The organism is Streptomyces sp. NBC_01314 (assembly GCF_041435215.1).
Lineage (GTDB): Bacteria > Actinomycetota > Actinomycetes > Streptomycetales > Streptomycetaceae > Streptomyces.
Window position 1 is genome coordinate 6,343,618 of the sequence record NZ_CP108394.1, and the last position, 20,499, is coordinate 6,364,116.

The 20,499-nt window shown below is 70.1% G+C and carries 17 protein-coding genes and 1 pseudogene; 5 read left to right on the forward strand and 13 right to left on the reverse strand.

The window, feature by feature from the left end:
- Nucleotides 1-11: 11 nt before the first annotated feature.
- The 9 genes and pseudogenes from OG622_RS27920 to OG622_RS27960 form a co-directional block, all read right to left on the reverse strand.
- Nucleotides 12-1,694, reverse strand: coding sequence for a hypothetical protein (locus OG622_RS27920; RefSeq protein WP_371584242.1), 1,683 nt, complete (start codon nt 1,692-1,694; stop codon nt 12-14).
- Between the two features lie 292 nt (nt 1,695-1,986).
- Complete coding sequence (locus tag OG622_RS27925) at nt 1,987-2,868, reverse strand: MerR family transcriptional regulator (protein WP_371579367.1); 882 nt, start codon at nt 2,866-2,868, stop codon at nt 1,987-1,989.
- A gap of 92 nt (nt 2,869-2,960) precedes the next feature.
- Nucleotides 2,961-3,467 (reverse strand): glutathione peroxidase, encoded by a 507-nt coding sequence (locus OG622_RS27930; RefSeq protein ID WP_371579368.1) that lies wholly within the window; start codon nt 3,465-3,467, stop codon nt 2,961-2,963.
- A pseudogene (locus tag OG622_RS27935) lies at nt 3,464-3,739 on the reverse strand (ArsR/SmtB family transcription factor); the annotation flags it as partial. The pseudogene OG622_RS27935 and the gene OG622_RS27930, both read right to left, overlap by 4 nt.
- Before the next feature lie 272 nt (nt 3,740-4,011).
- A complete protein-coding gene (locus tag OG622_RS27940; RefSeq protein WP_371579369.1) occupies nt 4,012-4,398 on the reverse strand; it encodes a toxin-antitoxin system, toxin component, PIN family protein in 387 nt (128 codons plus the stop codon).
- Complete coding sequence (locus OG622_RS27945) at nt 4,388-5,044, reverse strand: DUF433 domain-containing protein (RefSeq protein ID WP_371579370.1); 657 nt, start codon at nt 5,042-5,044, stop codon at nt 4,388-4,390. The genes OG622_RS27940 and OG622_RS27945 overlap by 11 nt, the downstream gene beginning before the upstream one ends.
- 84 nt (nt 5,045-5,128) lie before the next feature.
- Nucleotides 5,129-6,070: a hypothetical protein gene (locus tag OG622_RS27950; RefSeq protein ID WP_371579371.1), complete on the reverse strand. Its 942-nt coding sequence runs from the start codon at nt 6,068-6,070 to the stop codon at nt 5,129-5,131.
- Nucleotides 6,071-6,353: 283 nt separating this feature from the next.
- On the reverse strand, nt 6,354-6,491 hold the full coding sequence (locus OG622_RS27955) for a DUF397 domain-containing protein (protein WP_371579372.1): 138 nt from the start codon (nt 6,489-6,491) through the stop codon (nt 6,354-6,356).
- Nucleotides 6,448-7,362 carry a helix-turn-helix domain-containing protein gene (locus OG622_RS27960; protein WP_371584243.1) on the reverse strand — a complete coding sequence of 305 codons (915 nt, stop codon included), beginning with the start codon at nt 7,360-7,362 and terminating at the stop codon, nt 6,448-6,450. Before OG622_RS27960 ends, OG622_RS27955 begins: the two co-directional genes overlap by 44 nt.
- A 176-nt stretch (nt 7,363-7,538) precedes the next feature.
- On the opposite strand from OG622_RS27960, the gene OG622_RS27965 reads away from it, so the two are divergent.
- The 5 genes from OG622_RS27965 to OG622_RS27985 all read left to right on the forward strand — a co-directional run bounded on the left by OG622_RS27965 (nt 7,539) and on the right by OG622_RS27985 (nt 14,338).
- On the forward strand, nt 7,539-8,057 hold the full coding sequence (locus OG622_RS27965; RefSeq protein ID WP_371579373.1) for an ATP-binding protein: 519 nt from the start codon (nt 7,539-7,541) through the stop codon (nt 8,055-8,057).
- Between the two features lie 392 nt (nt 8,058-8,449).
- A complete protein-coding gene (locus OG622_RS27970; RefSeq protein WP_159024640.1) occupies nt 8,450-8,701 on the forward strand; it encodes a hypothetical protein in 252 nt (83 codons plus the stop codon).
- Complete coding sequence (locus OG622_RS27975; RefSeq protein WP_371579374.1) at nt 8,698-9,654, forward strand: RNA polymerase subunit sigma; 957 nt, start codon at nt 8,698-8,700, stop codon at nt 9,652-9,654. The genes OG622_RS27970 and OG622_RS27975 overlap by 4 nt, the downstream gene beginning before the upstream one ends.
- A complete protein-coding gene (locus OG622_RS27980; RefSeq protein WP_371579375.1) occupies nt 9,651-10,505 on the forward strand; it encodes a hypothetical protein in 855 nt (284 codons plus the stop codon). Before OG622_RS27975 ends, OG622_RS27980 begins: the two co-directional genes overlap by 4 nt.
- Before the next feature lie 92 nt (nt 10,506-10,597).
- A complete protein-coding gene (locus OG622_RS27985) occupies nt 10,598-14,338 on the forward strand; it encodes a TIR domain-containing protein (RefSeq protein WP_371579376.1) in 3,741 nt (1,246 codons plus the stop codon).
- Between the two features lie 106 nt (nt 14,339-14,444).
- On the opposite strand, the gene OG622_RS27990 is transcribed toward OG622_RS27985, so the two are convergent.
- The 4 genes from OG622_RS27990 to OG622_RS28005 all read right to left on the reverse strand — a co-directional run bounded on the left by OG622_RS27990 (nt 14,445) and on the right by OG622_RS28005 (nt 20,311).
- Nucleotides 14,445-16,592: an ArnT family glycosyltransferase gene (locus OG622_RS27990; RefSeq protein ID WP_371579377.1), complete on the reverse strand. Its 2,148-nt coding sequence runs from the start codon at nt 16,590-16,592 to the stop codon at nt 14,445-14,447.
- Nucleotides 16,589-16,714, reverse strand: coding sequence for a hypothetical protein (locus tag OG622_RS27995; protein ID WP_371579379.1), 126 nt, complete (start codon nt 16,712-16,714; stop codon nt 16,589-16,591). Before OG622_RS27995 ends, OG622_RS27990 begins: the two co-directional genes overlap by 4 nt.
- 118 nt (nt 16,715-16,832) lie before the next feature.
- The gene (locus tag OG622_RS28000) at nt 16,833-17,123 is read right to left on the reverse strand and encodes a zinc-ribbon domain-containing protein (RefSeq protein WP_371584244.1); all 291 of its coding nucleotides are present in this window, start codon (nt 17,121-17,123) and stop codon (nt 16,833-16,835) included.
- Nucleotides 17,124-17,488: 365 nt separating this feature from the next.
- Nucleotides 17,489-20,311: a M36 family metallopeptidase gene (locus OG622_RS28005; protein WP_371579380.1), complete on the reverse strand. Its 2,823-nt coding sequence runs from the start codon at nt 20,309-20,311 to the stop codon at nt 17,489-17,491.
- Nucleotides 20,312-20,499 lie beyond the last annotated feature (188 nt).

Genomic DNA, 20,499 nt, shown 5'->3' on the forward strand with positions numbered 1-20,499 from the left:
GTATCCCTGTCCTACCCGTTCTCGCCGTCCCCCTGCTCCGCCTTCTCGTCCGCTTCCTGCTCGCACTCCAGGGCCGTCGTCCGTGACGGGCCGCCGTACTGGGAGCTGATCCGGACATCCCCCGGCTCGTGCACCGTGAGGCGGGTGAACTCGGTGAGGTCGCCGTCGGACTCGCGGTCGGCGGTGAGGCAGCCGTTGTCGGCCCAGAGCCACGGGGAGTAGGCGACGCGGACGGTGATCTCGCCGGCCTTCGGCATGTGGACGACGAGGTTGGCGCCGTCCGCGCTGACGACCGAGGCCGGCTTGTCGACCAGCGGGGTCGCGTTCTTCACCCGGTAGATCTTCCAGTTGGCGTCCTGCCAGACCGGCTCCAGATAGTCCGGCCCCTTGGTCACCAGCGCGTGTTCGAGCTCGGCGGGCCCGTCCGGCTCGCCGTTGACGAGGACCACGAACCCGACGGCCCACTGCGAGAGCCACGCCTTGTACGCGGTCGGCGTGAAGGCCCCTTCGGGCACCTCGGTCCCGCCGTGGCCCTCGTAGAAGAGCCGGCCGCGCTCGACGTCGGCCTGCCGGTTCCAGCCGCGCGCCATGTTGATGTACGGGGCGAGGATGGCGGCCTCACGGTGGTCGCGGGCCGGTACCACCTCGACGCGGGTCTTCCAGGCGCCGAGCCGTTTCAGCTCCTTCACGACGCCGTCGGTCTTCACCGCCCACTCGGGCACCTTGGTGTTGGTGACGATGTCGGCGGTCGTCTTGCCGGTCAGCCAGGTCACCGAGAGCACCAGGGCCACCGCCCCGGCGATCTGCCGCCGCCGGGGCGTGAACCAGGACAGCGGCAGCCGGGCGCCGTCCGTGTGCGCCTCGCCCCGGTAGAGGCAGATCGCCAGTGCCGCAGCCGGGCCCGCCAGTTCCAGGAGGCGTTCGACGTTGGTGCCGATGGGGGTGGGGATCAGATAACAGAGGACCACGCCGAGCGCGTAGATCGCGGCGCTCAGGCGGAGCACCCGCCAGGCGCTCGGCGCGACCAGCACGACCACCGCGCACAGCACGACCGGCGGCCATATCCGGCTGAAGGCCATGGGCTGCTCGCCCTCGAAGGGGAACAGCACCGTGGTCACGGCGACCACGGTCACCGGCGGCAGGATCAGCGCCGCCGCCCGGCCCCACTCGCGGCACAGCAGATAGGCGGCGCCGACCACGAGGAGGAACAGGCCGGAGACGGGGCTGCCCAGCGTGGACAGCGTCGCGCACACCGCCGCCACGGAGAGATGCCGCCCGCCGCGCCCGCTCAGCACCGCGAGCAGGGCCCCCATCGCGAAGGTCGTGCCCAGCATGAACGTGGAGCGCCCCGACACCACCTGGCACCACAGCGAGAACGTCGCCGCAAGCGCGACCGGCACCGGCGCGCGTACACCCGTACGAGTGACGACCGCACCGGCCAGCCAGGAGGCCGAGAGGCCCGACGCCAGTGTGACGGGGACGACTCCGCACGCCGCCATCAGGTACGGCGAGAGCACGCTGTAGTTCGCCGCGTGCAGACCCCCGTACCAGAACAGGTTGACCGCGGAGTCCGGGTACATCTTCGCGAACTCCGCCCACGCCACCTGGGCCGCCAGATCGCCGCCGCCGGTCGCGAAGACCGCCCACCACACGAAGTACAGCGGCAGGGCGCACAGGGCGGCCGTGAGGGGCACCCGGTGGCGTACCCGCCACGGCTCGCGCGACGGTTTGTCGGCGCGCGAGACGGGCCGTCGTGGGGTCAGCTCGGCAAAGGCCACTGCGGCTCTTCCGTTCCGTTTCGACTCGTGCGGGCGGGTGCGGTCTTCACAGACGTCTTCTCGAACGCCCCTCCCGGACGTTCTCCGTGCGTGGGGAAAGACGTGTGTGGAGGTAGACGCTAATCACTCGCTGACAGTTGGCCGACAGGACGTGTGCGATCCGCTACGGCCGTAGGGAAACCCCTACGGCCGTGTTCCGTCCCACAGGTCAGGATGAGACCGGGAACGCCACGTCGCACACCGGGTCCTCGGGGCCCGCCGCGTCCCAGTCCGCGAAGTAGATCTCGCGGCACGGGCCGGTGACCTCCAGGCCGTGCCCGGCGATCCACCGCTCGACCGCCTCGAAGGCCGCGAGGATCTGCGGATGCGCCACCTGGGCCTTGCTGATCCGGGTGTAGACGAGCCGTCCCGCCGACTCCACGCGCACCTTCGTCGCCCAGGTCCGCCCGTGCTCGGCGGCCCAGGCCCGCGCGGAGCTCTCGTCGGCCACCGGCACACACGACTCCGCGGGCCCGTCGCTCTCCATGGACACCTCGGAGTGGTACACGACGAACGGCGCGCCGGTCGTTCCGCCGCACGCCGCCGCGCCCTCCTCCAGCCGCCCCAGCGACGCCCCGATCCACGTCGGCAACTCGTCCGCGAGTGTGTGCCGCGACTGGGTCAGCAGCACCTGCGGGGCCGTATCGACCGTTTCGACCACGAACTTCCCGTACGTCTCGGCCATTCCTGACTCCGTTCCTGACAGCCGTCCACGGAGGTAGGCGACAAGGGTCCGCTGGGACGCGAACCGTTCCTCGGCCTCGGCCCAGTACGCGGTGAGCCGCTCGGCGGCCCGAGCGCCGTCCGGTTCGACGGCGTCCACGATCTCGGCGATCCGCGCGAGCGGCATGTCGAGCTGCCGCAGCAGGGCCACCAGACGGGCACGTTCGGTCTGGCCGTCCCGGTAGTACCGGTAGCCGGTCACCTCGTCGACGTACGCCGGCGTGAGCAGCCCCAGCCGGTCGTACAGCCGCAGTGCCTTCGCCGACAGCCGCGCGCGGGCGGCGAAGGTACCGATGGTGAGCAGGTCGTCCGGATCGTCCGTGTCCACTGGGTCATCCTCCGTCGCCGGGCGCCCTCCGCCCGGCGAGAGGGACGGTGCCCCTTGCCCCAGGGGCAAGGTCAACGGCAGCCCTCCGGGCGTCAGCCGATGGCCTTCTCCACGGCGGCGACCAGCTCCGCCGCCTCGGGCTCGGTCTGCGGCGAGAAGCGGGCGGCGACCGAGCCGTCGCGGCCGATCAGGAACTTCTCGAAGTTCCAGCGGATGTCACCGGTGTGCCCCTCGGCGTCCGCGTGGTCCACCAGCCGCTCGTACAGCGTGTGCCGGCCCTCCCCGTTGACCTCGACCTTCTCGGTCATCGGGAAGGTCACGCCGTACGTCGCCGAGCAGAACTCCGCGATCTCCTCGGCCGAGCCCGGCTCCTGCCCCATGAACTGGTTGCACGGCACCCCGAGCACGGTGAAGCCCTGCGCGGCGTAGCGCGCCTGCAGCGCCTCCAGGCCCGTGTACTGGGGGGTGAGGCCGCACTTGGAGGCGACGTTCACGACGAGGACGGCCTGTCCGGCGTACTGGGCGAGGTCCGCGGAACCGCCCTTCAGGGCGTCGATCTGCACGTCGAGGACGGAGGGGGTGGCGTTGTCTGTAGTCATAATCGGATGCTATCTCCGGAAGGATGTTCGGCCTCGCCGCCCCTACCCGCCCCCTCCCTGGGGGCGGCACGCACCAGCACCTCCCCCTCCGCCGTCCGCGCGTACAGCACCGACCGTCCGGCCCGCCCGCGCCGGACCAGCCCGGCGTCCAGCAGCACCCTCAGGTGGCGGCCGACGGAGCCGAGGGCCTGGCCCGTCACCGCGCACAGCTGGGTCGTGCTCATGGGGGAGTCGAGGAGGACGAGGACCCGGGCGCGGGCGTCGCCGAGGAGGGGCCGAGGAGCTCGCGAACGTCTCCGCGAGCGGCGAGACGACGAACCGGCTCCCGGCGAGCGTGTCGGCGTTGACCTGCCACCAGCCCACGTGGACACCTCCTGGATTCGTTCGGCGCGAACCCGCCCCGGGGCGGGCCTCGGCTTCGGCGGAGCTTTCGCGGGTGCGGCTCGCGCGTGTTGTGGGCGGCGGGGCGGGACGAACGGGCGGGGCTCACGTCACCGGCGCGTGCGTCTTGACGGCCTGTCCGTCCCCAGGTGCGCCTGCCCTTTCACGGCCAGGTGCGCTCAATACGGTCGTGTCGCACCGCGTACGCCGCCGGACCGCCCTTCTCGACGGCCCGGTGGATCGCGTCATGGCGTGCGACGAGCCGCTCGACCATCTCGGCACTACGAAGCTGCTGGTTGTCCAGGTAGAAGAGCACCGCCTCGCGTTCCAGGACAGGCCGGATCTCCAGGTCCCGGGTCTTGATCCGCCCGTCCTTCGACAGCGGGACCCAGGACCGGTCGAGGCCGTGAGTGATCCACTCCTCGTCGGGAACGTCCTGCCCGTCGTCAGGGAAGACGTCTCCGATGCGGTGAACCGTCCACCCGAAGGCTCTCAGCCCCTCCGCGACACGACGACCGAGATTCCGGTCGAGGAAGAACTCAGGCGACAAGGTGCACCACTGCCTGGCAGAGGGCGTCCACCTGCTCAGGCGTCATGTCGTAGTCGTACGCGATGTCCTCGACGGTCTCCCCGGCCTCCCACAGGTCGGTGATGGCCTGGACCGTGACGCGGTTGGCGGCCACCACGGGAAGACCGTGGCCGAACCTCGGATCGATCACGACGGGTACGGAGGCCGGGTACTGCCTCAGTCGCAGGCTGGAGGGGAAGTCGTCGCCCGGCTCCCAGGTGAGGTAGCGGAGATAGTCGGAGACCACCTCCTGGATGGGGGCCTGGCCGTCGCGGGCTCTGCGAAGATCCCCCCAACCGTGCTCGACGAAGATGTCCACGCCGTCCGTGGCGATCCGCTTGGACACGAGTCCGTACGGGGTGTCGAAGGCGTCCCGGACAGCGACAGCCGCCTCCCTGATCTCGCTCATGCGGAGCCCCAGGGAACGCAGAGAACGAAGGACGTGCGCCTCGGCCACAGCGATGAACGGCACCGAGGGCTGCCCTTTCCGCACCGGCTCCACCTGGTGGACCAGAGGGGCTCCGGCGGCCTTGCTCCTCAACCAGGAGATGAGAGTCGACTGCGGAATCTCAAGGTAGGAGGCCGTTTCCGTGGGTGTCAGAAGCCCGTCCTGGAACCTGTCGACCATGCCCCACCTCCTCCTGATGCCGGGTTTCGCATCGTCGCACATCAGGATTCCCACCTGCGGGTGGACCGCACACCCACCCACCGGTCAGCCGGCCGCACGAAGGTGGTCCCCGGACCTGCAGTCCCGGCAACGGCTGTGTTCCGCCGAGCGGAACCCCCGGTCGCAACCGTCGCAGTTCCGCATGTCCACGACCGTCGGACGGACGGGGGGCTCCGCGCTTCCGGCCGGTGTGGGCAGCGGAAGGGGAGTCTCCTTGAGCCGGTAGGCGAGGATGCCGGCCGGGCGGACCAGGAGGTTGTTCGGGAGCCTTGCGGTGAGGTGGTCCGTGATCTGGGTGGGCAGGAAGCCTGCCGCGAGCCACCGGGTGACGGCCGGGGCGAGGCGGGCGGCTTCCCGCTCGGACACGACGAGGCGGGGGTCGACCCGGCGCAGGGCGGCGAGTACGGCGATGGCGCGCGGGTCGGCGGTGGCGGTGGCCTCGGCGGCGGCGAGCGGGATCGGTGCCTCCGCCTCGGCCTGTACGGGCGCGGCCACGGTCTCCTCCGCGGCCACGGGCGGGGACGAGGACGTCGGCACGACCGCCGCGGTGGCGGGCTTCTTCCGGGGCCGACGAGGCCTGGGCGGCTCGGGAGGCCCGTCCGGACCTGAATCCGGATCCGGATTCAGGTCCGGATCGCCGCCGGGGATGTCGTAGAAGTACGTCCGGGTGCGGATCTTCCCGGCGGGCGTTCGCTCGCGGCGGCGTTCCAGGTATCCGGCCGCTTCGAGTTCCCTGAGCGCCCGCGAGATCAGGATCTCGCCCTCGTCGAAGTGCTCGCACAGGGCGGTGATGCTCACGAGGGTGCCGGTGGGCAGGGAGGAGATGTACGTCGCGACGCCGACCGTGACCGCGCTGCCGCGTCGCTGGGCGAGGGCGTTCGAGATCACGGTGAATTCGGCTGTCAGCCGGGTGCGTACGTGGATCACGCCGGAGGTCGGAGCTCCGGCGTCGGCGCGCAGGCGCGCGTTAGACTGCGAGTCAGCCATCGGGAAGGTGCTTACTTCCTGGTTGGTCAGGCCCTCGTTCGGGATTGCCGTCCCGGCCGGGGGCCGTATCTGTTTGTGGTTGTCGCGGCGAACGTAACCGCCCGCATCCCGCGCCTGCAAGCCGGTCACTCGGACGGGTGACGCGCCGCTTCGCGACCGGGGAGGGTGGGTGGGCGGGTAGTTCTTTCCCCCGGTTCTTTGGGGAGGTCAGTGGCCCGCCGGACCCTCGCGGACAAGGGCCCGGTGAGCCCGTCAGACGGACGGCGGCCGAAGCCCGGCGGCCTCAGGGACGGTGGTCCCCTGCCTTCAACTCGCCTATGAAGGCGGCCCAGGTGGCGGCTTCGAAGCACAGCGCCGGACCGTGCGGGACCTTGCTGTCACGGACGGGGACGACGGTCCGGAACCCGTCGGCCACCTCCACGCAGTCGCCTCCCTCCTGATTGCTGTAGCTGCTCTTGCGCCAGGCGACGCCGTTCGGATCGGGACGGGACGTTCGCTCCACGGTGGTTGTCCTCCATCACGGATCGGATCATGTCGAGCGACATGAGCGGGGGCAGAGCTGCCGCCCGCAGCCGATCGTAAGTCAGCGCGAAACTCCTGACTTCGTCCGGATCCTCGATGAGTTGGCCGTAGTGCGCGCCTTCCGTGTAGGCGATCTCCGAGCCGTCCGGCATGGTGAGCACCGTGAGCGATCCGCCCAAGGCATCGTGCTCACCTTGGTCGAACGGCAGTACCTGCACGGTGATGTGCGGTTCCGCCGCGGTCCCGAGCAGCCGCGCCAACTGCTCACCCATCACCTCCCGGCCACCGACCGGACGTCTGAGCACCGCCTCGTCGAGGACCACCCACAGTTCGGGACGATCGGGCGTACCGAGGCGCTCCTGTCGTCCCATGCGAAGGGCAACCCGCTCTTCCAACTGCTCCTCGCTGCTGAGCGTTCGACCGACACTCAGCACCGCCCGTGCGTAGTCCTCCGTCTGCAACAAGCCAGGCACCACATGAGCCGCGTACTGCCTGATGGCCCCCGCCCGCGCCGAGTACTCCATGAACTTCCGCGACCAGTCCGGGAACGCCTCCCGGTACACGTACGGCCACAGGTCCACCAACAAGTCGTCCGCGTCGAGGGCCGCGTCCAGCGCACGCGCCAGCTCCAGCGTCGGCTTCGCCCCGGACGCCCGCTCGATCTGCGTGATCCGCGTGCTCACCACGTGCGTCCGGTCGCCGAGCTCGGCCTGGGTCAGTCCGGCCGCCGTACGGAGTCTGCGTACCCGGGCGCCGAACAGGGCCGCCATCGACGTGCTGGGGTCAATTCCGTTGGCCAAAGCATCACTTCCGTTCCTTACGGGTTGAAAAGTAAGGCCGTGTCACCTGTCGAGCGTAGGTCGATCGGGCGATCCTTGAGCACGGAACGTGATGACTCGTGCACGTCGCGAAATGCCTCGGCTCGACAGACAAGGACGGACCGACCGTGCGGACAGGAACGACCACCCCGGGAGACGGGCCACGACGGAGCGCCGCGCCCCCTGCGGCGAAAACCGTCGCGCCCGCCGACGCGGCACACGAACTCCCCACATTCGCGGAGCAGTTCGTCTCCTCGCCCCGAGGCGTGCGGCTCGCCCGACGCTTCACCGTCCGGCGCATGCAGGAGTGGGGCTATCTGTCGGTGTCCGACACGTCGTGCGCGGTCGCGGTCGTCGTCGGCGAACTCGCCGCGAACGCCGTACAGCACGGCCGGGTTCCCGGACACGACTTCGGCCTCCGGCTCGCTCTCGACGCGGCTGGGGGCCTGGTGCGCATCGAGGTCGCGGACGCCGCCTCCGCGAAGCGGCTGCCCACGGCCCCGCCCTCGTCGTATCCCGAGGGCGAGTCCGGTCGCGGACTGCTCCTGGTGGACGTACTGGCCGTGCGCTGGGGGTCGGTGACTCGCCGGCCCGTGGGCAAGACGGTGTGGGCGGAGGTGTGCACCACGGCACCAACTCGCCTGTAGGTACTACGGGGAGTAGCCGCTCCCGCCGCCCAGGTGGGCTGGGCGGGAGGGGCGTGCCCCCACTTGATCGGCACAAGGGGCACAGCTTCCCGGGCGGGAAGGCTCCGGCGCTCGGGGCGCCTGCGATTCCATGATGCGTGCCGCCGGAGCCGACGCCCGGCGAACCGGGAACTTCGCCCCGGAAGCCTGTACTGCCTGGCGTTTTGCGGTGGATGCGCGCTAGGAGGCGGTACCGTGCGCGCTGTCGTTGGGCGGGGCATTGTTCCGCGATTCCCGGATGCCATGGCGTGAGGGTGAGTGCGCCCAGCATGCTGACGTCCGGCTCCTCGACGACGCGTCGGCACCGCCGAGGGGGGCCTCTCGGGCGTACGCATGTGTCTCGGAAGGTACCGATGTCCAGAAGGCAAGTCTTATCCGTCATCGTGCTGTTGACGGTCCTCGGGTGGAGCGTCGTGCTCGTCGCCGTCGGTGAGACGGCAGCGGCCGCCGCCGCGGTCCCGGCACTCGTACTGAGCGCGGAGCAGGTCGTGACGTCGATGACCACCGGTACGGCACGGGTGGCCGCGGTGAACGACGAGCGGGTGCCCGTGGCGGACGGCGGCGAACGAATACGCGTATCCGATGATGAGGAGCGCGCGGGGTGACCCCGCCGTCCCTGTCGCGGCGGCCCGGAGGGGGCGCGCCGGTGAGCAAGCCGGGCCGGAAGCTGGGCCCGATAGCGGAGGGCGTGGGCCGCGCCCACCGGGCATGGCTGGAGCCCCTGCGGATCCGGTTCCTGGCCAGCGGCCTGACGATCGGCGAGCTGAGCGACCGGTCGGGCTGGGCGAAGTCGAAGATCTCCGAACTGCTGCGCGGCACGGGCCGCTATCCGCGCTGGGAGATCACCTACGGTCTGCTGGACGTCCTCGACGTACCGACCTGGCCGATGCGGCGGCTGTGGATGGCCGCCGCACTGGAGGCGCGGAAGAAGCCGGACTGGATAGACGGCTGCGTCCAGCGCCGCCCACACACTCCCCGTCCGAACCAGCAGAGTCCGGACCGGCGCCCCGGGGCGGCCCTGCCGACCGGACTGGCTGTACCCCCGCTGGAGCATCAGGCGTTCACAGAACTCAACGGCGCTGCCTATCTCGCCTACGCCCGGCTCTTCGTGAGCGAGGAGGAGGCGCGCGAGGTGGTCGCGGAGACGTTCGACGTGCTGTGGTTCCGCTGGGCCGAAGCGCTGGCCAGCGCCGACGTGGTGCCGTTCGCGTGGTCGGTGCTGCGCAGGAGTGTGATGGCCCGCGCCTGCCACACGGACGGCTGCCCCGAGCTGGCTCGCACCGCGTTCGACACGGTCGCCCTGAGCCTGCTGTCGACCCCCGCGGCGCGGTTCGCACAGATCGAGGAGTCGATGTCCCTCTTCAAGGCCATCAGCCGACTGCCCGCCCACCAGCTGGACGTCATGGCCCTCACCTACCTGCGTGGCATGGACCACGCGGCCGTCGCCGATGTCCTGGGCGTCCCGATCGCCTCGGTCCACACGGCCGACCGCTACGCCCGCAAGTCCCTGACCACAGCTCTCCACCTCCAGAACGACTTGGGAGAGACCCCGAAATGATCCCGACCCCGACCCCGACCACTCCGACCAGCCCGATGGACCAGCTCCTCGCCCGAGCCCTGCTTCTCGAAGCCCCACACGTCCCGCACGACGTGGTCCCCGGAGCCCGCTGCCAGGACTCCCTGCTCCCGCTCGCCGGTCACCACGACGGTACGAGCACGATGGCGGCCCGCGATCTGCGCACCCTGTGCGAGACCGTCCTGGCCCACACCACCTCCGACTCCCTCCAGGACTTCGTCACCGAGCATCTGCCGGAACCGCCGGGCGCCCGTGTCCTCGGCTGCATCCTCCAGCTCGCCGACGCCGAGGACAGCGCGCGCTCCTGGTGGCAGTACGCGGCTGGGGCCGGCGACGACCTCGCTTCGTACTGCCTCTATCTGCACCACCTGATCCTGGGCGACACGGAGGCGGCGGCCTGGTGGCGCGAACAGACGAAGATCGCCACCCGTCCCGCGCCCGAATTCCTCCTGGCCGTCCCGGACCCGGGCATCCCCACCGCGTACGACGCCAGTTTCCCGACGGTCCTGCGCGCCCTCAGCCACCTCGACCGCACCACCCCGCCCCGCCGGACCGAACTCGTCGACGCCGTCATGCACTACGTCCCCGGCGCCGTGGCCCTCGGCTACGTGGACAACCCGGACTTCGAACTCCCGTTGCCGGGGCCCGACTTCGCCGAGCACCTGACCGTGCTGGTGGCTGCCGCGTCCGCCACCGCTTCCTGGGGGCAAGCGCCGAGCCCTCGCCGTCCGGTTCCGCGTCCGCCTGTACTGCCGCGCCGCGAGGCGGGCGTGGCCAGGGCGCCGGAAGGAGGGGGAAGGCGTCCGAACCCCGGTATCGGTGATCGGTACTAACCTGGATCCCCTTCCGAGGGCCGTGCGCGGCGACGACAGGTTGAGCGAAACGGGGGGCCATGTCGGAACACGGGGTTTCGTCCAATGCCGGTGTGCGGCTCGACCGAGTGCTGGGAAGAGCGCCGTACAAGGACTGTGGTCTGTATGTCGCCTGGTCACCGGACGGAAGCCGGCTCGCGGTGCCTGCCGACCACAGCCGCATCCGTATCGTGGATGTCGGGCAGGACACGGACATCACGGTCCTCCGTTCGCGCGGCAACAGGGGCTACATCAACCGGGTGAGCTGGTCGCCCGACGGATCGAGGCTCGCCGCCGCCTGCGGGCTGCACGGCGTTCGGGTGTGGGACATCGACAGGCCCCACCACTCCATGCGGATGACGGCACACACGCGTTGGGTCGGCCAGGTCGCCTGGTCGCACTCGGCGGAGCTGCTCGCGTCCGGTGCGCAGGACGAGACGGTCAGACTCTGGGACGGCCGCGGTGAGGAACCGGCGAATACCGTCAAAGGGCACAGCAACTACGTGAACTGTCTCGCCTGGTCGCCGGATGACACCCTGCTGGCGACCGGTTCGGCCGACGGATCCGTCAACGTCTGGCAGGACGCCAAGAACGCGAGACGACCGTTTTTCACCTGGCGCCATGAGGCCATCGTGACCTGCGCCGCATGGTCTCCGGACGGCAGGACGCTCGTTGCCGGCGCGAGCGACGGCAAGGTCAGCTGTGTGGAGATCGGTACGCGGACCGAGGCAGGATCCACCGTCGTTCTGGAGGGGCACACCGAATCCATCTCCACCGTGATGTTCTCGGCGGACGGGAAGCTCCTGGGCACGGCGTCCAGGGACCACACGATCAGACTGTGGCGCACTGACGACTGGTCGATGGTCGCGGTACTGGAGCTGTCTCATGGCGAGGACGAGGAGTACGGCGACTTCGACGAGGACTTCGACGACAGTATCCGTGGCCACTCCGAAGTGATTGTCGACGACGACTTCGACGACTTCGGCACTTACCCGGACGACACCGACGACAAGGTCATGGGCGGCGGCATACACCGCCGTGAGCGGACCATGCCGACCTTTGCCTTCCACCCCACGCTGCCCCAACTCGCCGTCTGGGCCAACTACACGGGGCTGGCCATCTGGGAGTACGACCTGGATCTCCTGCTGGACGACCCGGCGGTCGGCGAGTCGGTGCGGTACATGACGGCCAAAGTCGTTCTCGTCGGCGACTCCGGAGTCGGCAAGACCGGGCTGGGGTGGCGGCTGGCCCACAACGAGTTCAAGGAACACGCCTCGACCCACGGCCAGCAGTTCTGGCTCATCGACGACGTACGTACGCAGCTGGCGGACGGCACGGACTGCGAGGCCGTGCTGTGGGATCTGGCCGGTCAGCATGTCTACCGGCCCGTGCACGCGATATTTCTGGACAACGTCGACCTGGCGCTCGTGCTCTTCGACCCGACCAATCGGCAGGAACCGCTGAAGGGCGTTCGGTTCTGGCTCCAGCAGCTCTCCGGCAGGCGCCCACTGCCGCCGACGGTCCTCGTCGGGGCACGCGCCGACCGGGGTGCGCCGGTGGTCTCGCAGGGGGAACTGGACCAGTTCTGCCAGCAGCAGGGGATCAGCGGCGGTTACGTCAGCACGAGCGCGGCGAGCGGCACGGGCGTCGACGCGCTGATGGAGCATCTGCGCGGACAGATCCAGTGGGAGCGGATGACGACCACCGTCACGACCCTGACGTTCAAGCGCATCAAGGAGTTCGTCCTTGAACTGAAGGAACTCCCGAACCGCCAGGGAGTACTGGTGTTTCCCGCGGACCTGCGGCGGCAATTGCGGGAGACCGACCCGAGCTGGCAGTTCACCGACGCCGAGATGATGACGGCGGTCGGGCACCTGGAGAACCACGGATACCTGTCCGTGCTGCGCACCTCCTCCGGCGAGCAGACCGTCCTGCTGGCGCCCGAGTTGCTGGTCGATCTGGCCTCGTCCGTGTTCCTCCAGGCCGACAAACACCCGCAGGAGCTGGGCGCGCTCAACGAATCCACGTTGCTGAGCGGGAACTACCGGTTCCCCGAGGTGGAATCCTTGGATCCGGCCGAGCGGCAGGTGCTGCTGGACGCCGCCGTGGTGCGGTTCCTTGAACACAACCTCTGCTTCCGCGGCACACTGGGCGCGGAAACCCTGCTGATCTTCCCCGGACTGATCAAGCAGAAACGTCCCCTGTTCGACGCGATCGAGACGATCGACGACGTGTCGTACGTCGTCCGCGGCCGGGTGGAGAACGTCTACCCCGCGCTAGTTGTCCTGCTCGGTCACACGCAGACGTTCACCCGGGTCAACTACTGGCAGAGCCAGGCGCAGTTCGACATGGGCAGCGGACAGATCTGCGGCTTCCGGCTCTTCCAGGAGCGCGAGGGGGAGATCGAACTCGTGCTCCACTACAGCGACGCGGTGCCCCGGTACGGCCGGAGCATGTTCCAGGGCCTGTTCGAGAGGTTCCTGTACCAGCGCGATGTGATGGTGACCGTCTTCCCGCCGGTGTTCTGCGCCAACCGGCACCGACAGGAGCGCTCGGCGGTGATGGGCTCGCTGCGCGGCGGGATGCGGGTCATGTTCTGCTTCCGGTGCGGGGACCGCATCGACCTCCCGGAGACCGAACAGCCGGTCGCGCTCGGCGCCGAGGACACCCGGCTCGTCGAACGCGACGAGGCCGCCGCGCGGCTGCGCAGCACCTATGAGGCACACCTCGTGCGGGTGAAGAGCTTCCGCAGCGACCGCGCGGTGCCCCGGTGTCATCTCAGCCACCTGCCCGCGGACTCCGTGTGGGTCTCCCAGCTGGCCCGCGACCTGCGCGAGGCCGGGGTGTTCGTGGTGGAGGACCCGGCCGACGTACAGGACGACGACATCGTCCTGGTCGTGGTGACACCCGAACACGTACAGGCACTGTCCCGGCCCGCGGGGCCGTCGTCCGCTGTCGCCGCCCTGATCCGCGCGCGGCGACAGCGGACCCGTCCCGGTCAGGGGCCCGGCGTCATTCCGCTGCTGCGCGTCGGTGTCGCGGAGACGGCGCTTCCCGCCGACCTGCGTGGCCTCGTCGCCGGCAGGTTTCAGGACGACATCCGCTATGTCGTCGGACTCTTCGACCTGGTGCTGACGCTGTACGCCATCGCGTTCAACCATCCGGCGTTCCAGCCGCTGCGCGTGGTGCTGCGGCACGAGTGGGCCCGACACAGAAATGAGGAACGAGCCTTGATGGTGCCGTCGTCGACCGAGTCCGGCACGGAGGTCTACCTGTCGTACTCATGGAGCGAGGCGAGCAGCGCCGCCGCCGACGAACTGGACCTCGCCTTCCAAGCCAGGGGCGTCACGGTGGTGCGCGACCGGCGGGATATCGGTTACAAGGCGTCCATCAAGGAGTTCATGGCACGCCTCGGCCAGGGCAGGTGCGTGATCCTCGTGATCAGCGATGCATACCTCAAGTCACCGAACTGCCTCTTCGAACTGCTGGAGACCGCCAGGCACGGCGAGTTCACCGACCGGGTGTTCCCGGTGGTGCTCCCCGACGCCCGGATCTACCGGCCGCAGGACCGCATCGGCTACGTGCGGTACTGGGAGGATCAGGTCAGCGAGTTGGACGAGGCCATGAAGACTGTTTCGGCGGCCAATCTCCAGGGGTTCCGGGAGGACATCGACCTCTACACGGAGATCCGCGCCCAACTGCCCCGCCTGGCGGACATCCTGCGCCACATGAACACGCTGACGCCCGAACTCCACCGCGACTCGGACTTCTCCGAGATCTTCGACGCGGTGATGACCCGCCTGGACTCCGACTGACGGCGTGACATACGAAAGGGCGGGCCACCGGAAGGGAAGATCCGGTGGCCCGCCCGCCCGGCCGCCGCCCGCCCGTCGGGAGCGGTCGGTCAGGTAGGAGTGAGGGTCAGCTGACGTCGGCCGAGTCCAGACGGTACAGGCCGCTGTAGTCGCTCACCGCGCTGCCGTTCTCCTTGACCCACTCGGCGATCTCGGAGGCGGCGCTGCTGTTGCCGCCCTGGCCGCCGCTGTCGCTGACGACGATGTAGTGGAGCTTGCCGGCCTTCACCAGTTCCTTGAGCCTGGCGAGGGTCATGGCCTCGTCGCTGCCGGACCAGCCGCCCATGGAGATCACGGGCTGACCGGACTCCAGGATGACCGAGGAGGCCGTCTGGTCGGTGGCCACCGCCACCAGCCAGGTCGCGCCGTCCTGGTTCTTCTTCAGGTACGTGATCATCTCGGAGGAGACCTGGGAGCCGCCGCCCATGCCGCCACCACCGCCACCGTCACCGTCGCCACTGGCCTGAGTGCCGGTGGAGGAGTCGGTGGAGTTGCTGGAGGTGGAGCTCGAACCGGAGCCGCTGGAACCGCTGGATCCGGAGTTGCCCGTGCCGCTCGGCGCGTTCCCGGTCGGCGCGTTCCCGCTGGGCCGCTGGCCGCCGCCCGTGCCGCCACCACCGCCCATGCCGCCCCCGGTGTTGGGGCCGGCCGTCGGGTTGGTGCCGCTGGAGCTCGCGGTGGTCGCCGCCGACACCGAGTACGCGGCGGGCCCGGCCAGCAGGGCGACGACCGCCACGAGGGAGGCCAGCCCGACGAGCTTCCGGCGGCGCATGAACCGTCCGACGAGGAGCCCGATCACGGCGGCCGCCCCGGCGACACCGGCCACCACCTCGGCGACCGTGTAGAGCGTTCCGGAGCCGGAGACCCGCTGCAGCAGCACGACCGCCCAGACCGCGCTCACCGCGACGGCCAGCGGCAGCACCCAGCCCCACCTGGCGACGGACTTCTCCTTGAAGGCGCCGTACAGCATGACCCCGCCCGCACCGGCGAGCGCCGCGATACCGGGGGCCATGGCCGTGACGTAGTACGGGTGGAAGGTGCCCTCGGCGAGGGCGAAGGTCAGGTAGTGCAGGACGAACCAGCCGCCCCAGAGCATCAGCGCGGCCCGCCTGGCGTCCGTACGAGGTGCCCGTCCCCGCAGCATCAGACCGCCCACCAGGGCGATCAGCGCGAACGGGATCAGCCAGGAGATCTGGCCGCCCATGATCTCGTTGAACATCCGGTAGACACTCGCCTCGCCGCCGAAGCTCGCCCCGTTGCCCTGCGAGCCCACCGACGAACTGGCGCCGAAGATCCGGCCGAAGCCGTTGTAGCCGATGACGAGGTCCCAGACCGTGTTGTCGGTCGAGCCGCCGATGTACGGCCGGGAGGAGGCGGGGATCAGATCCACGACCACCATCCACCAGGCGCTCGACACGATCAGCGCGGCCGTGCCGACGGCCAGGTTGCGGATCCGGCGGCCGAGCGAGGCGTTCGCCGCCCAGAGGTAGACCAGGAAGAAGACCGGCAGGACGACGTACGCCTGCATCATCTTCGTGTTGAAGGCGAACCCGATCGCCACGCCGGACCAGACGAGGGGCATCACGCGTCCGGTGCGTACGGCCTTCATGAGCGCCGCCGCGCCGAGCAGCATCAGGAAGACCAGGACCGGGTCGGGGTTGGTGTCCCGGGTGATGGCGACCGTGATCGGCGTGAGGGCGAGGGCGAGCGCGGCGATCGTGCCCGCCACGGCCCCGAAGTCACGCTTGACCATCCGGTACAGCAGGGCCACCGAGCCCACGCCGACCGCGACCATCGGCAGCATCATCTGCCAGGTGCCGTAGCCGAACACCCGGGCCGACAGGCCCATCACCCACAGCGCGAACGGCGGCTTGTCGACGGTGATGAAGCTGCCCGCGTCCAGCGCGCCGAAGAAGAACGCCTTCCAGCTCTTCGTGCCGCTGTAGACGGCCGCGTTGTAGAAGGTGTTGCCGGTGATGGAGGAGAGGTTCCAGGCGTACAGCGCCGTGGCCAGGACGAGGATCGTCCACAGGGCCGGGCGTGCCCAGCGCGGGTCCTCCGGCGCGCCGGTGAACATCCGGCGGGCGCGGGCGGCGAGACCGCCCCCGGCTCCGGCGGCTCCGGCAGTTCCGGTGGCTTCGGTGGAAGGAGCCTCGGCCCGATGCCTCGGGCCGCTGTCCGGCCCGGTGGTGGGCGGCGGGGCGAGGGTGGTCATGACGCGTACTCCATGTCCACGGCCGCACTGCCGGCGAGGACGTGCGCCTCGTTGTACACCGGCACCACGATCTCGACCTCGACCGAGCGCTGCCGGACGCCTCCCGCGTTCATTTCGTTCATGGCAGCGACTGTCGGCGCCGCTTCTGGGTCGATGCTGAGCGAGTACTGAGGGAAGAATGAGAATCAGCGAACTCACAGCTTCCCCACAGCGGGCGGGCTCAGCGCGTTCTCGCCGTCCTCAGGACTGGTACGGCTGCCGTTGCGGCTGGCTGTGGGGCTGGCCGCCGTGACCGCCCGCGCTCTGCGCCTGGAGCTGTTCGGCCTGCTCTGCGCTCACCTTCTGCTCGGCGCCGCAGAAGGTGCACTGCGTCTGGTACTTCGTCGAGACCGGGAACAGCGGCACGAAGAACAGCGTGAACTTCGTGACCCGCTTCCTGAGCGTGTGCGCGGAGGGGTTCCCGCACTGTCCGCACACCAGCGTCAGTATCGCGAGCTGGTAGAGGTATCCCTTGGTGCCAAAGATGATCAACATGTGATCCTTCCCGGGGGTGCTTGTCGGCGCACCGCACGCATTGCACGCGCCGCACGCACTGCCATCAAGTGTGCCCGTCCCTCACTTCTTCACATTGCCGGTGAAGATCGCTTCCTCGGAGTCGTAGTCGGGGGAGACCTCGACCTGGAGGAACGTCTCGTTCTTGGGTATTTCGCAGGCCCATGGAACGGTGAGGGAGCGTCCGGCGAGGATACGGGTGTCGGGGAGCCCGTCAAGCCCGTCGTCGTGGATGCCCTCGTCCTCCTTGCCCTTCTCGCCCTCGTCGCCGACTCCGGCAGGAACGCCCGAGGGCGGCGTCCCGATGTCGGGATGCCGCCCTCGGGGGTCGGGTGGTGGGACGGTCAGCCCTGGTGAGGGGCGCCGTGGACCACGAGTTCGGTCACGTCCAGGTACTCGCAGCCCGAGGGGCCGGAGTCCTGCGCGCAGTCGACGCCGTTGTCGGCGGCCTGGTTGCCGAGCAGCGTCAGGCGGACGTAACGGACGTTCTGGCCGGTGCCGGCCTTGAGGGCGACGGCGTTCTCCCGGCCGGTGTCGGCGGGACCGAAGTGGCCCTCGGCGGCGGTGGTCCAGTCGGTGCCGTCGGCGGAGGTGTCGATCCGGTAGTCGCCGAGGGACGCGGTCGTGTCGTCCCCGCAGCCCGCCGTCGGATCGACGAGCAGCTCGCTGATGTCCACGACCTCGGGCAGCCGGACCGTGTTGTGCGGGGCGACGCCGGTGTCACTGATGTCCGAGCCCCAGACGGTGCCCGACATGTCGATCAGTCCGCCCGGCCCACAGCCGAACCCGGAGTTGTCGGGGCCGCCGAAGTCCGCGACCTCGGCGCCGCCGGAGGAGGCCGCCCAGTCGCGGCGCACCTGCCAGTCGGTGGAACCGGATCCCACGACGAGGGTGCGGATCTGCGGCTCGAAACCGTTGCCGCTCGCGTACACCTTCCGGTACGTGCCCTTGGGGACGTCCTGGATCGTGTACGTGCCGTCCGCCGCGGACACGGCGGAGAAGTCGGAGCCGGGGAAGCCGGAGGCGTGCCCGCTGACGCTGACCGTGACCCCGCCCACGGCGGCGCCGGACGCGTCGTCGGTGACCTTGCCGGTGAGCGTGACCACCGGGGTGTCCGGGCCGGGCGGCAGGGAGAAGTCCTCGTCGGGCTTGGTGTCGTCACCCGTGAGGGCGGCGGCGAAGTAGCCCATGCCCCGGTGGGCGAAGACCTTCCAGATACGGTCGTGGGAGCGCCCGCGGTTGACGACGGTGTCGGCCTGCAGGATGGCGTTGCGCTGGTCGAGGAAGCTGGGGTTGGCGGGGGACAGCTCCATCGCCCGGGTCACCAGCGACTGGGAGAGCCGGCTGCCGAGTGCGGCGCGCAGGTCCCACAGGGTCTCGCCCCAGATCTCGCCGTCGGCATGCGTCTCGGGGCCGCCGCCGGAGATCTTCCCGTAGTCGCCGTAGGTGTACCCGCCGGGGCCCGCCTCCGCCGTGCCGGGGCAGCCGGCCGACGTGGAGCCGACCGGGCAGTCCAGCCCCTGGGTCCGGGTCGGCGCGGATTCGACCCAGTCGGCCGGGTCGAGCGTCACCTCGCCGTCCGTGCGACGGGTGTCCCGCCGCAGGCCCTCGTTGCCGAGGAAGTCGAGGGCGTACCAGTCGCTCCACGCCTCGCCCATGGCCCCCGCCTGCTGGCTGACGAGGGTCGAGACGCCGTCCGCGTCGACGACGAGCCGGTTGGACAGACCGTGGGTGTACTCGTGGTAGACGGTGGCGGCGTCGTCGCCCCAATTGCCCTGCACGATCGGGTAGTTGTCCGACGGCGCGGTGAGGTACAGCTGCATCGTGGGCGGCTGCCCGTCCGGCGGCGTACCCATGTTGGCGTTGTTCAGGTGGTCGTCGTCGGGCAGCCCGTCCTTCATGGCCGCGCCGTCGTCGGTCTGCGCCTGCAGGGCGTCGCCGTCCCTGCTGTCGAAGTTGCCCGCGGCCCGGGTGAAGCCGATCGGCGCGGCGTTCAGGTGGTCGTGGAAGGTGCCGAGGAAGTAGAAGACCTGCGCGGCGTTCTGCTCGCGGTTGGTCTGCCAGGAGTTCGGGGTCTTCGCGTCCCAGGAGCACGGCACCGGGGTGCCGCAGCCGTCTCCGGTGAAGGGCTTGAACGGGAAGGTGAACGTCCCGTTCTTCCCCGCCGAGATCTCCTCCCCGGCGTCCAGCTCGTTGTTGTCGTTCACGTCGCTATAGACGTGCGCGACGGTCCCGTCGAGGGTCTTGGCGCCTGCGGGGAGCCATCCCCGGGCGGTCAGATTGCGGGCGCGCTGCTTGCCGCCTCGCGCGTCACCCGGAGCGTTCTCCCAGGCCAGCGCCTTTTCGGCACCGAGGGGCGAGCCCGGAGCGGAGGGCGGGAGCTTCTTGGCGGCCGGCGCCGAGCCGCTGCCCGACGTCCTGGTCGCGGACTGGGTGGAGGGCAGGTCGGCGGACTGGCCAGGGGACAGGTCGGCGGACTGGTCGGAGGACAGGTTCTGCCGGTACAGGACCCGTCCGGTCTCCGCGTCGACGACGTGCAGCCACATGGCGTGGCCGTCCGGCGAGGTGACGGTCCGCCAGGCGCGGCGGGCGGTGCCGCCGGACGCCGCGTACACCACCTGCTTGGCGGTGTCGCCGTCCGTGTTGTCACCGCCGACCGCCTTGGCGCCCGCGATGTCGCGTACGGCGGTGTGCCGGGCCTGGGTTCCGGTGATCCGGCCGGGAGCCAGCCCGGACGGCAGGTTCCGCACCGGGGAGCCGAGCACGCTGATCAGCCGCCCGTCGCGGGCGACATGGGCCTTGACGCCGTTGCCGAACACCGGCACGCCGTCGACCGACTGCACGAAGGACAGATGGCGTATGCCGGCGACGTCGGTGTACTGCTTGCGCAGCGTCAGGCCGCGCACCTGGCCGGCGGTGAGCCCGAAGACATCGGGGTGAGCCCGCAGGTACGCACGGGCGATGTCCTCCGGGTCGGCCCCGCTGCGCGCCGTCAGATACCCGTCCAGCCGGGCCACCTGGCGCGCGGTGCTCGTCGCCGGGTCGAGTTCGAGTACACCCTGAGCGCCGAGCCGGTCCCGCAGCCGCCGTACACCGGGCCGCTGTTCGGCCTTCGTCAACCGCGCGTCACGTCGCACCAGCGTCTGCTGCGACGGCGTGGGCGGCACACCTTCTTCGGCCGCCGGGGACCCGGCGCCGGGCGAGGGCCGGCCCGTCGGGTCGCCCGGCACCGCGTTCGCGGCACCGGGCAAAAGGGCGACGGCCAGCGCAAGGCCGGCCGTCGCCGTGAATATGGTCGCTCGCGTTCTCTGCGAGGAGGCTTTCGCCATGTCACGCCTCGTGGGGGGTGAGGAGT